We start from the raw sequence: 14228 nt of genomic DNA on the forward strand, positions 1-14228 counted from the left end.
GTATGACCCTCCCTCAGATTGATCACAGTGTCAAACTGGCCCCGATCACATACGAAAAGCCGACTGATATGACCATGGCCAAAAAACCTACGGCGCGATTGCCCCGCTCGATTTCCACATCCACCTGAAAGCTGGGGGTCATGAACTCAAAGATGAAATAGCTGATCAGCAACAGCAAATAACCAAACGAGCCCCAGATCAGTGCCTGCCCGATGCTGTCATGCTGCTCGATCGAGAAACGGAAAATGTTGGCAACCCCGAACACCTTGCCACCTGTAGCCATTGCCACAGCAATATTTCCTTTTTTCATCTCCTCCCATACCCGATACCGTGTCACCAGTTCAAACACGATCAGAAACAGGATCATCCCCAGTCCCGTCACGGCATAGTAAGCGGCAGTCGCAAAATACGGATTGCTTAACAAGTTTTCCATACTCCCCCCCCTGTGCGGCCGATCCGATCCAGTCAGACGGCCTCGGCCATCTGTGTGAGAACTTGGTTCGTTACCTCAGTTCCACAATGGTCGCGCCAACCCCGCCTTCCCCCTGGCCGCCTAGGCGAAACGACTTGACGCTGCGGTGACCGCGCAGAAAATCGTGCACAGCCTTACGAAGTGCACCCGTACCGTGACCGTGAATGATCGAGACAGAGTGCAAACCGGCGAGCAGAACCTCGTCCAGATAACGATCCACTTCCTGCAGACCTTCCTCTACACGGCAGCCGCGCAGATCAAGTTCCATCTTGACGCTGCCTTTTCTAGATTTAACCGCCGTGTATTGAGCAGCGGGTTGAGCCTTCGCCTCCTTGTGCACACTGAGATCACTTTGCTTTACTTTCATCTTCATGATCCCGATCTGCACCAGATACTCGTCATCTGATGCTTTTTCCAATACTGTGCCGCGTTGGCCGAAGCTGTGCACCATCACTTCGTCACCTACCTTCGGCTGTGCTGCTCGCACCGCCTTGGGACGCTGTTGTTTCACCTTTTCTTTCTCTAGCTCCATGACGGCTTCACCCAGCCGTTTCTTGGCCTCAATCAACCGGTGTTCCTTGATTTCCGCCCCTTCTGCCCGCAGTTCGCGCAGTTCGCGAATGATGGTGTCAGCTTCCTCCTTGGCCAGCTGCACTGCAATTCGCGCCTCTTCTTCGGCCTTCTCCAGGAGGCGGTTCTTCTCTTCGGCAAAACGGTTGCGCTCCTCCTCCAGCTGGCGGCGCAGTTGTTCGGCTTCCGCCCGGAGTGCTTCCGCCTGCTGCCGCTCCTGTTCAGCCGTCCGCGCATTCCGCTCCAACGAAGCAATCATCGTCTCCACCTGACTCTCTTCTTCGCTGATCGTACGGCGGGCTTCTTCGATGATCCGCTCTGAGAGACCGAGGCGTCTGGCGATGGCAAATGCATTGGAACGTCCCGGCACCCCGACCAACAGCCGGTAAGTGGGCCGAAGCGTCTGCACGTCAAACTCGACGCTGGCGTTGATCACCTCTTCGCGATCATAGGCGTACGCCTTCAGTTCACTGTAGTGTGTGGTCGCCAGCAGGCGAGCGCCACGCTCCACGACGTGATCGAGAATGGCCATCGCCAGTGCGGCCCCTTCTGTCGGATCGGTACCTGCCCCCAATTCGTCAAAGATGACCAGACTCCGCTCATCCATCGACTTGAGAATGTGGATAATGTTGGTCATATGACTGGAAAAGGTGGACAAACTCTGTTCGATCGACTGCTCATCGCCAATGTCGGCAAATACAGACGAAAAGACCGCTGCCTCGCTTTCTTCTTCCACAGGGATAGGCAGGCCAGCCATAGCCATCAGGGAGAGCAGACCGATTGTCTTGATCGAAACGGTCTTTCCTCCCGTGTTGGGACCGGTAATCACGATTGCTCTGTACTGTCGTCCCAACTCCACGTCGATCGGCACCACTTCCTCTGCAGAGATCAGCGGATGCCGCGCTTTTCGAAAACGAATGATCCCGTTATCGTTCAGTCGGGGGATCGTCGCTTTCAGGCTCGTACCAAACTGCGCTTTCGCAAATGCAAAGTCCAGTTCACCCAGCATCTCTATATTGATCTGCAGCGATTCGACCACTTCCGACACTTGCTCGGTCAACTGAATCAGAATCCGCTCCACTTCCCGTTCCTCTTTCAAACGGGTTTCACGCAGTTTATTATTCATCGTGACGACGACTTCCGGTTCGATAAACAGGGTTGCTCCGGATGCGGACTGATCATGAACGATGCCGCCAAACACGTGACGATACTCCTGCTTGACAGGAATGACATAACGATCTCCGCGGATGGTAATGATGTTTTCCATTAACATCTTCTGATAACTGGACGAGCGTGTCATCTGCTCCAGCCGGTCACGTATGCGCGATTCCAGACCGCGAATCTCCTGACGGATACGGCGAAGCTCCACACTGGCACTATCAACCACGTCACCATGATCGTCCACACATCGCTTGATCTCCTCTTCCAGATCACGCAGTCCTTCGATCTGTTCTGCCCATCCTGTCAACATCGGCAGTTCCTGCTCTTCGGCCAGATTGAGCAGAAACGTTTTCAGCCGTCTGCCAGCGTAGATCGTACTGGCAATATCCAGCAGATCAGCCGGCGACAGCATCGCTCTCAGCCTCGCCCGCTGGAGAGATTGGCGGATGTCACGTATCCCGCCCAACGGTACGCTTCCCTTGAGGCGAAGCACCAGGCTGGCCTCTTCCGTCGCCTGTTGCGCATCTTGTACTTCCTCTATCGTTGTAAACGGGACCAGCTCCTGTGCCCGCTCTTTGCCAAGCGTCGAGCTCGCCTTGTCCACTAGCATAGCGATTACTTTATCGTATTCCAACGTATTTAAAACCCGCTGCTCCACGTAGGCCCTCCTCAAATCGTTCATTCTCTGATTATACCACGCCGGAAAAAGAACTGCTAAGGACGGGCAGCCGATCTGTCGTTAGACAATCAGCGCCTCGCCCGTTACATAGTTTTGCCCCCGGATGTTCATACTGAAAAAGGAAAGGAACGCATCAAAAATGGAGGGGTAACATGACGATCTTACGTCACGTGGTTCGCTTTATCGTTGCAGCGATTGTCTTGTTGTTCGTTGGCTTTTTGGTACCCGGGTTCAGCGTCAACAGCTTTTGGACTGCCCTGTTTGCAGCCGTCGTCATCGCAGCCATCGGCTGGGGTATCGAAGCGATGTTCGGCGACCGGATCTCACCGTATAATCGAGGGATCATCGGATTTCTGGTCAGTGCGGTCGTGATATACTTCACGCAGTTTGTCGTTGCCGGATTTCGCGTTACAATCCTCGGTGCCTTGTTGGCCGCTCTTGTCATCGGTATCATCGACTTGTTTATTCCGATCAAGACGCATCTCAATCTGCGTGACGGTGACGCCGGCAGAAAGCAGGAGACCTAATCGAGCCGACCAGCATGTAGCAAAAACAAGGGGCAATCCTACGTTCCCCTTGTTTTTTTAATGGTCCAGGCCGGCCTGTCTATGGATCATTCCCGCCAAGTACCCTGCACCGAATCCGTTGTCGATATTGACTACAGCCACACCACTCGCACAAGAATTGAGCATCGTCAACAGAGCGGAGAGTCCACCGAAAGACGAGCCGTAGCCCACACTTGTCGGCACAGCAATGACTGGTTTATCTACTAACCCGGCAACCACGCTGGTCAATGCACCCTCCATCCCAGCAACGCAGACAATCACTGATGCCCCGCGAATCTCTTCCAGACGATGAAACAATCGATGGATTCCAGCCACGCCCACATCAGCGATTACGCGTACTTCACTGCCGAAGCAGCGTAAGGTCCACGCCGCCTCCTCCGCTACTGGAAGGTCGGAAGTGCCGGCAGCAACAACGCAGACGTAACCGTTCCGCTGCGGTTCAAGAGGAGAGCGGCTCCAGACAGCCACTCTGGCCTGCGTATCATAGATCACGCCCGGGACTCTGTTTTGCAGCTGTTCTCCCTGTTCGGATGTGACCCTTGTAGCCAATACGACATCCTGTGTCTGCTTTAACTTTTCGAAGATGCCGATTACCTGTTCAACCGTTTTTCCTGCTGCATAGACGACTTCGGGAAACCCGGTCCGCTCCTGACGGTTTAGATCAAGCTGGGCATAGCCAAGATCCCCGACTTGGGTGAGACGTTCCTTCGCCTCTGCCACACTCAATTGACCATTTTTCACCTGCTCTAGAATACGCTCCACTTCAACCATGGCTGTCCTTCACTTCCGTACGCAAGACGTTGTTCATACTGCCTGTCTGATAGCCCCACAGGTCAAGCGTCACGTAGGTAAACCCGATCTGCTTCAGCTTCTCATCAATCTCCTGGTGATGTTCCAGCAGTCTGGGAAAATCGGCCGGCAGCACTTCGATGCGGGCGATTTGTCCGTGATGCCGCACTCTGACCTGATGAAAACCGAGACTGAGCAAAAACCCTTCTGCTCGATCAATCTGATCAATCTTCTCTAGTGTAATCTCAGACCCATAGGGGATCCGAGAAGAGAGGCAGGCAAATGATGGTTTGTTCCAAGTGGACAGGTCCATCTCTTTTGACAACTGTCGCAGTTCTTCCTTGTACAATCCGGCTTCCTGGAGAGGACTGCGCACGCCACGCTGGGCAGCAGCCATGCGCCCGGGGCGATAGTCGCCCAGATCATCCATGTTCGCTCCGTCACAGATCACAGCATTCCATTCGTTTTGTTCGGCCAGTGTGGCAAGGTGCTCATACAATCCATCCTTGCAGTAAAAACAGCGGTTGGTCGGGTTGGAGACGAAGTTCGGATTCTCCATCTCCCTGATTTGTGTGGTCACAAAACGGGCGCCAAGACGGCCCGCCAACTGCTTGGCCGCTTCAAACTCCCGGGTGGGAAATGTTTCGGAGGCGGCCGTCACCGCTATCGCCTGATCGCCTAGCTCCTGTACCGCGCGAGCTAGCAAAAAGGTACTGTCCACGCCTCCGGAAAAGGCAATCAACACCGTACCCATATCTCGTAAAAGCTGACCTAACCGTTCGTCTTTCTCCCGAATCGACAGTCGTTGGGCCGCTTCAATCAGCTGTTCCTTCGTCTGAATCGTCATCTCTCAAGCCCTCCCTACTATGTGAAGCAATTCTGTCTCTGGCTGCAAACCGACATGTCACCATTCCTTATTATACCCTTCACTCACACGATGCGCACGCCTGACGGAACACCGTACATGTCGACTCATGCTTTACCCGGCCGTCTACGCTTGCAGAAAAGACTGATCTCTTCAATACATTGCCTGGTAGCTGGCTCTGCTTCTACCTGCAGGACGAGGGGCATATGCTGGACGTAGACAAACCATTTGCCTTTCATTGTACTACGCTGAGGCGGGCTGGGACTAGGTCCTGTGCAGGAGTAGGCAAACGGAACAGATACTGTCTCGACTGGCAGGTGGTCTAACGAGTGAATGGGAACTGGCTCTGGTGGATCATTTTACTCTGCTGTTTTGGTGCGACAGCCGTATGCTACCTCTTCTTTTACCGGTATCGCCAATCTGTCGGGTTTCACGTTGCGATGAACCTGGCGATGACATCAAGCACCCTGCTTGGCACGACCAGCGGCATTGTGATCGGCTATCAGTTTTCTGAGTCTTATGCCTTTGCAGCCATTGCCACCACTTTCATCGCTGCAGCCGTTGGCGCCTTGTTCGGATCACTGGGTGACCAGCAAACCGTGCTGGCGGGGCTGTCAAGCGGCACCATGACCGGTATGATGAGCCCGATGCTAGGAGCCCATGCCGGACAGCCGCTAGGATTACTGTTGTTTAGTACAGCCCTTTTGTTCATCTGTTTTGGTTTGTTTTGCTACTCCCACAAGACGTGACCAATGGCGACAACCAACGAAGAAAAAGAGAGGCGCTCTGCCTCTCTTCAGATTGCAGACAAAGTGGAGCGGCGCGAGGGAGAGTAGCTCTTTTCCTCCAGTCGCGCCGTTGCCAACCTGCGAGGATGCGGGACTGTCCGCTGCGCCAGTCCGAAGCGGGCGGTCGCAAAAGTGGTCATCGCTACGAGGTATCTCAGGGTTGCGCCCGAAAGCCCCCGCTTCGGACTGGCTCCGCTCGGTTGGTCGGCAAAAGTTGCTCCTTCCGGAAAAGAGCTACTCTCCGCCTGTACCGAGGCTTTGTCTACAGACTGAAGAGAGGCACTCTGCCTCTCTTCTCTCTCTCCGAGCTAAACTCCCTCGCTAGCTGGGCACGAGAGTGTGTGGATGGTTCATGAATCGAAGTGATTTGTCTCTGTGAGTACCTTGAGAAAGGACAAGTCCGGGATTGAGTAGTGTGCTGGGAGATTCCTTGACATGTCATCCCACTCCTTTTCGTGCAGTTGGCTTTGGACGCGAAAGATAAACATGCTTGCTGCCGAATCCCTTCGCAGCGACCTCTTTTTCGTGAAACCGTGTGGAATGCCAAGATGAGGCTGCTGAAGGGTGTTGGGGGCTGGAGATTGCAGCGCTTTCAGCACCTGATCGTACACATTGATCACGCGCTCACCCCAAACCTTTGAGGGCCACTGGTGAACTCCCCATTCCTTCGCGTTTCTCTCTAGGTGCTGCCGCAGATCAGAATCATTCATCACTTCCGACAGTCTCTCGGCCAACTGCTCGCTGTCACTGACCGGAAAGAGCAAACCGGTATCCCCATGTTTGATCATCTCTGGTATTCCTCCGCTGTCAGAAGCGATGATAACTTTCCCGGCGATTTGTGCTTCCATGATAGCGGATGGCTGAAGATCTTCCAAAGAAGGCAAGACGATAACATCTGTCTTGTTGTACAAGGAAGGTACATCCGCCCGGTGCCCTAAAAAAACGACGCGGTCAGCAATCCCCTGTTTAGCACAATGCTCCTCAAGCTCATGCCTCATCTCGCCGTCGCCAATCAGCCAGCAGATGAAATCGTTCCGCTTTTGAGCGAGTACACATAATGCTTCGATCAGGATTTTATGTCCGTTCCGCGGCGCAAGTGACGCCGGACAAGAGATGACATATTGGTCAGGTTTCTTTTGCACAACAGGATACGGCTCGTATTGCAGCCATTCGAGGAACTGGTCCAAGTCCAATCCATACGGGATGATCTTGCATTGTTCATTTGGGACCCCGTAATGGTGGTTTAATTGATCCAGCAGCCATTTCGCAGGGACAAGCGTTTGATTGCATGAAATCGCACCGTAGTATTCTTCCGCTACAACGTATTTCCACTTCAAACTCTCTTTGTTCCCAATATGATCAGCGATGGTACGATCGTTGGCCAACAGACCATGATTTTGAAAGATCAGCGGAATGTGACGCGGCTTCACTCTCCATAAGGCTCTCGTCGATATGACATCATGGGTGTGAATCATGTCGTATCCGTCCAAATGGAACAAAGAAACGGCTAATTCAAAAGTGTAACGCTCAATCTCCCGCCAGCGAATCCATGGATGAACATGCGGTAAATATTTTTGATAGTACCGATACAGTTCGCTATAAATCACTTGCTTGATTTTTGCCTTGTCAACGGATTGACCGCTCATCACCTTCGTAAACGCGCCTTTTGGCTGGCGACTGACCAGATAGATCTGCTGCATATCCGGGTGGTGTGCCAAGAGATCGACCTGATGGCCGTGCCGCTCCAGTTCTTTTTTGAGCAAATGAATAGACGTATTCAACTTCCCCGCCTGGGGGATGCCCCAATAGGTGGAAAACAGAATTCTCATCGTTCTCACCACTTTCTGCATACGGCGTCCCTGTACATGATCCCCACCTACATGCCTGCCAACTTGAGCATTCTGGATAGCTGATCGAGATCAACCTCTATGTCCTCTTTTGCCCGCGACAATTCATACACATTCTGCGGTGAACGTCTGCCTTTGCCAATGAGATAATAATAATCAAGACCTGCATGATTGCTTATGGCCCAATAGATCGGGTTGACATAGCCAGGTGAAAACAGTTCGATCACCTTGGTGCCCGCATGGCAGAAGAGAAGATTGGTCATGTTTGCTCCATGCGGGGCAACGATGACGTCGGCAGATGCAAACAGCGCGATCTGATCGCCTACTGTGTATTCGCTCAATGTAACGGTTTGAAAACGGTATGGTTCCAGCAGCTTCAACACCTGCTGTTCATTGGTAAGCTGCCGGTGCTTGGCGTCAGCCCTGCTGATGTAAATCCTTTTTCCTCTGTCTGATAGATGAGTATACTGGAAAAACGCTGTTCGCAGAAAAGCAACGGCCCATTTGGGATAATGGGAGGTGTACCCGATCAGTGAAGGCACGACCAGTTTCTTCGCTCTCAGATGGGAAGCTGCCTCGATTTCGATGCGTCTGTCAGGGGGAATGCCAAGGGCGGTCAGCGTCTGATGCTGAAAGGGTAGGCAGGGACTGGTATTGAAGACAAACTTGTCGATGGCTATGCCGCTTTTATTCAACAAATCGATGCGGGGCAGCACATCCAGCATCCAATGAAAATAACTTTCGCTTGCCGTATAGGTCAGAACAGCCAACGTTTCTGCATGGTACTCCACCGACGGCATGTGGGCCTGCTGAAAGACAGAATGCTGTTCAGGGGTTTGTTCCGAATGCTCCAGGGAAACATCCCACAACAGCTTATTGTCAGGGGTGATCACAGCCCCTTTTGCTCCCCAAATCCTCCCATCGCAAATCACGGCCAGAAATGGACTGGGATGATGACGGAACGGTCTGTTGGCGAATTCCCATGGAACGGTTTCTTCCAGTCCTCTGGGCATCACATGTTCGCTGCTGTGGTCACAGTAAAATTCCATGAAGTGCTCTTCCATGGACTTACCCCGGGCTTGATGGTAAGCGAACCATTCCCCAGTGGTTCGACAGTAGCCAACCGGGGGGGTATGTTCCTCACGGGAATGGGGCATGAAAAAACCTCCAATCAAAAGCTGCCTAGAGTAGTATATGTATTCGTTTTTTCCGTCGAAATCCAGCAAATAACCAGGATGTGAAAATTCATCATACGACCAGCAGACAAAGCGGATTTTGCGGCAAAAAAGAAGGAGCCAGCTGCGGCTCCTGTTCTCTTTGAAAAAAACTGTCAAGGGAAAAAACTCTGATAGTCATTTGCTTTGGACGAACGTCAAAAAAACAGTCGTACCGAAACAAGTTTCGGTACGACCTCTCTTCTTCAGCTTCTGCTGTTCACTTGGCGTCTCGCGTCATCCTGCAAAATCCTCAGCAGTTCCTCGTATTCCCGGCGTAGACGGAAGTATTCGTCTGAAATGTTTACGGCAGCCAATACGGCGATTTTTGTCGTGTCCAGACGATTGTTGCCCTCACTGATTTCGTTCATCTTGTCATCGACGTATCCAGCGACCATGCGCATATGATTGACGCTAGCCTTCCCAGTGAGCCGATACTGTTGTCCAAAGATATCCACGGTCAAGCGGTTTTTCCCGTCATCTTGCACAAAGGCCTCCTCCTTGATACGCGCCGTCCAAGTAGTGTAGCTGCATTCTCCATAACCACTAACTGTCGGGTGGGATGACACAAACTCTTGATGTGATTTTACTGAATCTGACAACCTTCGTCAAGATTTCACGTCCGCTTTCCCGATACGGCTGCTCAATCCGTCGCCTGCTTGCTGAATACAAGGAAGCATCAGCGGCTACTTCCGCAGCTCCGCACCCAACTGCTCAGTCAACAGTTGTACGATCCTGCTGACGCTTTCCTGCACCTCTTCGTCCTGCAGCGTTCGCTCCGGATGTCGGTAGACAAGGGAGAAGGCTACACTCTTCTTGTCAGCTGCAACATGCTCACCCGTATACACATCAAACAACGTCACGGATTCCAGCCAGTCGCCTGCCGCTTGTCGAATCATAGAAGTCAGCGTGTCGGCTTGCACGCTGCGCTCGACGACAAACGCTAGGTCGCGGCTCATCGCCGGGAACTTGGGCAGCAGACGGTAGAGACCAAGATCCGTCGCATGAGCAAACAGCTTATGCGTATCCAGTTGGAATGCGTATATCTCTTCCAGATCGTACGTTTTTTCCACAGCCGGGTGCAGTTGACCGAGGTAGCCAATTGCTTCTCCAGCAATGACAATGTCTGCTGTTCGCCCCGGGTGCATGCCTGCCCGCTCTGCTGTTGGATGCCACTCCACATCTGTGACGCCAAGGCTCGCCAGGAGCGACTCGACGATCCCTTTGAGCAGGTAAAAGTCTACCGGCTGCTTCTCTTTGTTCCAGTTGGGCGGCAGCCACTGACCAGCCAGCAGACCGGCCAGATAGAGCCGCTCCTCCGGCAGTTGGCTTGGTGTGCTCTCTTCACTCAAGAAAACATGTCCTAATTCAAAGATGGCCAGATCGTGATTTTGCCGGTTTTTATTGTACTGGGCGACCTGCAAGAGTCCCGGCAGCAGGCTGACCCGCAGGACACTATGTTCTTCACTCATCGGCATCGCCAACCGCAAGCTGTGGAGATTCTGCTCATGTAGACCCGCTACGTCATCCAGCCTCCCCGGATTGATCAGCGAATAGGCGATCGCCTCTGACAACCCGGCACCAATCAAGTGATGACGCACTCGACGACGAAGGGACTGGTCGCGCGTCAGCCTGCCTTGTGTGGTCTCTCCAAACGGCAGCGTAGTCGGGATCTTGTCATAACCGTACAGACGAGCTACTTCTTCGATCAGATCTTCGGCTAGCGTGATGTCATTGCGTCGTGTGGGGATCTGCACATGCCAGGTTTCCTCGCTGTATTGGTAAGCGAACTGCAGACGGCCAAAGATGGCCGACACTTCCTCTGGACTTAGCGACATGCCGAGATGGCGGTTCAGATGGGGCAGTGTCAACGAGACGACCACCGGTTGGCGCTGTTCCACCACTTCACCCGCTATCCCCTTGGAGACGACCGCTCCGGCCAATTGCTGGATCAGTCCGGCAGCCCGATCGGCCGCCAATGGAACACGGTTGGGATCGACGCCCTTCTCCCACCGGACGCAGCCTTCTGTCCGCATTTCCAGCATCCGTGCCGAACGACGGATCGACTGAGGCGTAAAGTAGGCTGATTCGAGTATGATCTCCTCGGTCTTCTCCGTCACCTCAGAGTTGGCTCCGCCCATGATACCGGCAATCGCCAATCCCTTTTGCGGATCGGCGATGACCAATGTCTGCTCATCCAAGGCCCGCTCCTGATCGTCCAACGTTACCAGTTTTTCCCCTGGCTCGGCCAGACGCACAACGATTGCCTGGTTGCTGACACAGTTTGCGTCAAAGGCATGCAGCGGTTGACCGTACTCCAGCATCACATAGTTGGTCACGTCGACCACATTGTTGATCGGACGTACCCCAGCCGCCATCAATCGGTTCTTTAACCACTGCGGCGATGAACCGATTCGCACCCGGGTAAAATGGCGGCCGTGATATTGATGACAGTGATCTTTGGCCTCAATCCGGACAGACAAGGGATTATCCGCTCCATCTTCAACCAGTTCCAGCTGTGGAATCTGTACGTCGCGGCCGAGGATTGCCGCCACTTCGTAAGCCACCCCCAGCATGCTCAAACAATCCGAACGGTTTGGAGTTAGCCCCAACTCCAGCACATAATCATCCAGTCCCAGGTAGGAAACGGCATCAGCACCCACTTCCGCCTCTTCCGGCAGAACCATGATCCCCTCCTGCTGGTCTTTGGCGAGCAGTTTATCATTGAGGCCCAATTCTTTGGCCGAACAGATCATCCCCTGCGATTCCACACCACGCAGTTTGGAGCGTTTGATCTTTAGGCCTCCCGGAAGTTTGGCCCCCGGCAGCGCAACCGGTACTTTTTGTCCCTGCGCCACATTTTTAGCGCCGCAGACGATTTGCAAATCTTCTCCTTGTCCAACATCCACTACGCAGACGCTTAAGCGGTCGGCGTCAGGATGCTGGCTCCGCTCCTTGACGTATCCGATCACAACATTCTCCACGCCTTGATTGCGCGATTCTACCGCATCCACTTCAATCCCGCTGCTGGTTAACAATTCTGCCAACCGGTGCGGCGTCATTCCGGACAAATCGACGTATGCCGACAGCCACTGATACGATACCTTCATCTGTAGTCTCCTCCCCTATACCCGATTGAACTGACGCAAGAACCGGACGTCATTGGTGTAGAAATGGCGAATGTCTTCAATCCCGTACTTGAGCATGGCGATTCGCTCCACGCCCATTCCAAAGGCAAAACCGCTCACTTCACGCGGATCATAGCCCCCCATCTCCAGCACACGCGGATGGACCATACCGGCCCCGAGGATTTCGATCCAGCCGGTCTGTTTGCAGGTGCGACAGCCATCTCCTCCGCAGAAAATGCACTGGATGTCTACCTCCACGCTTGGTTCGGTAAACGGAAAGAAGCTGGGGCGCAGCCTGATCTGCTGGTCTTCACCAAACATCTGCCGGGCAAACGTGAGCAAGGTTCCCTTCAAATCACTCATCCGGATTCCTCTGTCCACAACCAGTCCTTCGATCTGCGTAAACTGGTGGGAGTGGGTCGCGTCATCGTCATCACGTCGGTACACTTTCCCTGGACAGATAATCTTTACTGGTGTTTTTCCTTCTTTTCTCAACATGGTCCGTGCCTGTACCGGCGAAGTCTGGGTCCGCAGCAGAATCTCCTCGGTGATGTAAAACGAATCCTGCATATCGCGGGCCGGGTGATCTTTTGGCAGGTTGAGCATTTCAAAGTTGAAGTGATCCAGTTCTACCTCCGGTCCCTCTGCCACTTCAAAGCCAAGACCGATGAAAATATCTTCGGCCTGCTCGATGATGCGCGACAGGGGATGCATCGTTCCACTTGGCAACGGTCGACCCGGCAGCGTGACGTCAAGCGATTCAGCTGCCAGCTTTGCCTCGACAGCGGCCTGATTCAACGCGGTTTGCTTCGCCGCGATTGCCGCTTCCAGTTCGCCCCGTACTTCATTGACCAACTGTCCTACGACCGGACGTTCTTCAGCGGACAGGCTGCCCATGCCCCGCAAAATCTCCGTCAATTCACCTTTCTTGCCCAGGTACTTTACCCGCAGTTCTTGCAATTGCTGCGTGTCTGAGATTTCACCAAGCCGCGACATGGCGGCCTGTTTCAATTCCTGAAGACGTGATTGCACAATCGTTCGCTCCTTTTCCTCTTGAAAATAAGAAAGACCCGTCCCCAAAGGGACGAGCCGTTTGCTCGCGGTACCACCCATCTTAGGCAGCCAGATACTGCCCCACTCTCGTCATCGATAACGGGATGATCCGGACGCCTCCTACTTAAACACGGAAAGTGGTTTCAGAGGGCAGCTCAGGAGGGAATTCCATAGATGTAGCACTGGAAATACTCTCAGTCTGCGGTATTTCCTCCCTGAAAGGCTACGATTCCATGTACTAGGCTCCTTCATCGCACTGTCACATGATGAAAACTGGTGTAAAAATTATACCGCAAAGCGTCCCTGCTTGCAAATCCCACAATCGCTGTTGTCAGGTTTGACATCTAAGGAGGAAGACATCGTGAACAAAATGGATTTGCTGTACGATAAAACGGTAACCTGCCTCTATTGTGATCACACATTTCCGACCAAGAAAGTTCGGCAAGGCATGCAGGCCGCTATCAGCCGAGACACCGATTTCTGCACCTACTACAAAGAACAGCAGTGCAATCCGATCTTGTATACGGTAAGTGTCTGTCCGCAATGCGGCTTCTCGTTCACCGAACATTTTTCGACAACCCTGACCCCACAAGCGCGTGAACTGGTGAAACAGCAAATCGCCGCCAAATGGCAGAAAAAGCAGTTCGGAAGCCTGCGGAGCATCAAGACAGCCACTGCCGCCTACAAGCTGGCTCTCCATGCAGCAGTGCTGACCGATCAGCCGCACAGCATCAAGGCAGGACTCTGCCTGCGCCTTAGTTGGTTGTACCGCTTTCTGCAGGATGAAGCAGAGGAACAGAGATTCATCCAGTTTGCCGCAGAGGAATACGAACGCTCGTATGAGCACTCAGACTATGTGGTCGGCGACAAAGAAATGTCAGAAGTACGGATGCTCTACCTCATCGGTGAACTGAAGCGACGTATCGGCAGCCTGGATGATGCGGTCCGCTACTTTTCCAAAGTGGTTCAAATGAAAGGGGAAACGATCGAGACGGGGATCGTCCACATGGCTCAAGAGCAGTGGTCATTAGCTCGGCAAGCTCACTCGGAGCAGCGAAAGCAGCATGCCACTTCATAGCGTGAGTACTTCATGAGG

The 14228-nt window shown here is 53.2% G+C and carries 12 protein-coding genes and 1 other annotated feature; of the genes, 3 read left to right on the forward strand and 9 right to left on the reverse strand.

The window, feature by feature from the left end:
- Nucleotides 1-22: 22 nt before the first annotated feature.
- Together LOK74_RS13965 and LOK74_RS13970 are read right to left on the reverse strand one after the other, a co-directional pair.
- On the reverse strand, nucleotides 23-433 hold the full coding sequence (locus tag LOK74_RS13965) for a DUF350 domain-containing protein (RefSeq protein WP_230042642.1): 411 nt from the start codon (nucleotides 431-433) through the stop codon (nucleotides 23-25).
- Nucleotides 434-503: 70 nt separating this feature from the next.
- Nucleotides 504-2861, reverse strand: a complete 2358-nt coding sequence (locus LOK74_RS13970) for an endonuclease MutS2 (RefSeq protein WP_230042643.1) — start codon at nucleotides 2859-2861, stop codon at nucleotides 504-506.
- 173 nt (nucleotides 2862-3034) lie between these two features.
- Here LOK74_RS13970 and LOK74_RS13975 point away from each other — a divergent pair, with 173 nt between their 5' ends.
- Nucleotides 3035-3409: a phage holin family protein gene (locus LOK74_RS13975; RefSeq protein ID WP_230042644.1), complete on the forward strand. Its 375-nt coding sequence runs from the start codon at nucleotides 3035-3037 to the stop codon at nucleotides 3407-3409.
- A gap of 57 nt (nucleotides 3410-3466) precedes the next feature.
- Here LOK74_RS13975 and larB read toward each other — a convergent pair whose 3' ends face one another.
- Complete coding sequence (gene larB / locus LOK74_RS13980) at nucleotides 3467-4219, reverse strand: nickel pincer cofactor biosynthesis protein LarB (RefSeq protein WP_230042645.1); 753 nt, start codon at nucleotides 4217-4219, stop codon at nucleotides 3467-3469.
- The gene (gene larE, locus LOK74_RS13985; protein ID WP_230042646.1) at nucleotides 4212-5084 is read right to left on the reverse strand and encodes an ATP-dependent sacrificial sulfur transferase LarE; all 873 of its coding nucleotides are present in this window, start codon (nucleotides 5082-5084) and stop codon (nucleotides 4212-4214) included. The genes larB and larE overlap by 8 nt, the downstream gene beginning before the upstream one ends.
- A 347-nt stretch (nucleotides 5085-5431) precedes the next feature.
- Here larE and LOK74_RS13990 point away from each other — a divergent pair, with 347 nt between their 5' ends.
- Nucleotides 5432-5851, forward strand: coding sequence for a hypothetical protein (locus LOK74_RS13990; RefSeq protein WP_230042647.1), 420 nt, complete (start codon nucleotides 5432-5434; stop codon nucleotides 5849-5851).
- A 389-nt stretch (nucleotides 5852-6240) separates the two neighbouring features.
- Here the strand turns inward: LOK74_RS13990 and LOK74_RS13995 are convergent, their stop codons facing one another.
- From LOK74_RS13995 to pheS, 5 genes are all read right to left on the reverse strand, one after another.
- Nucleotides 6241-7719 carry a glycosyltransferase family 4 protein gene (locus LOK74_RS13995; RefSeq protein ID WP_230042648.1) on the reverse strand — a complete coding sequence of 493 codons (1479 nt, stop codon included), beginning with the start codon at nucleotides 7717-7719 and terminating at the stop codon, nucleotides 6241-6243.
- 47 nt (nucleotides 7720-7766) lie between these two features.
- Nucleotides 7767-8894: a glycosyltransferase family 61 protein gene (locus LOK74_RS14000; RefSeq protein ID WP_230042649.1), complete on the reverse strand. Its 1128-nt coding sequence runs from the start codon at nucleotides 8892-8894 to the stop codon at nucleotides 7767-7769.
- A 263-nt stretch (nucleotides 8895-9157) separates the two neighbouring features.
- A complete protein-coding gene (gene zapA, locus LOK74_RS14005) occupies nucleotides 9158-9439 on the reverse strand; it encodes a cell division protein ZapA (protein ID WP_230042650.1) in 282 nt (93 codons plus the stop codon).
- 198 nt (nucleotides 9440-9637) lie between these two features.
- Nucleotides 9638-12061, reverse strand: a complete 2424-nt coding sequence (gene pheT, locus LOK74_RS14010; RefSeq protein ID WP_230042651.1) for a phenylalanine--tRNA ligase subunit beta — start codon at nucleotides 12059-12061, stop codon at nucleotides 9638-9640.
- Between the two features lie 15 nt (nucleotides 12062-12076).
- Nucleotides 12077-13111, reverse strand: coding sequence for a phenylalanine--tRNA ligase subunit alpha (pheS, locus tag LOK74_RS14015; protein ID WP_230042652.1), 1035 nt, complete (start codon nucleotides 13109-13111; stop codon nucleotides 12077-12079).
- 45 nt (nucleotides 13112-13156) lie between these two features.
- Nucleotides 13157-13393: a binding site (T-box leader), on the reverse strand.
- Between the two features lie 109 nt (nucleotides 13394-13502).
- Here pheS and LOK74_RS14020 point away from each other — a divergent pair.
- Nucleotides 13503-14210, forward strand: a complete 708-nt coding sequence (locus tag LOK74_RS14020) for a DUF2225 domain-containing protein (protein ID WP_230047011.1) — start codon at nucleotides 13503-13505, stop codon at nucleotides 14208-14210.
- Nucleotides 14211-14228 lie beyond the last annotated feature (18 nt).

The organism is Brevibacillus humidisoli (genome assembly GCF_020923435.1).
In the GTDB taxonomy this organism is placed as follows: Bacteria; Bacillota; Bacilli; order Brevibacillales; family Brevibacillaceae; genus Brevibacillus_E; species Brevibacillus_E humidisoli.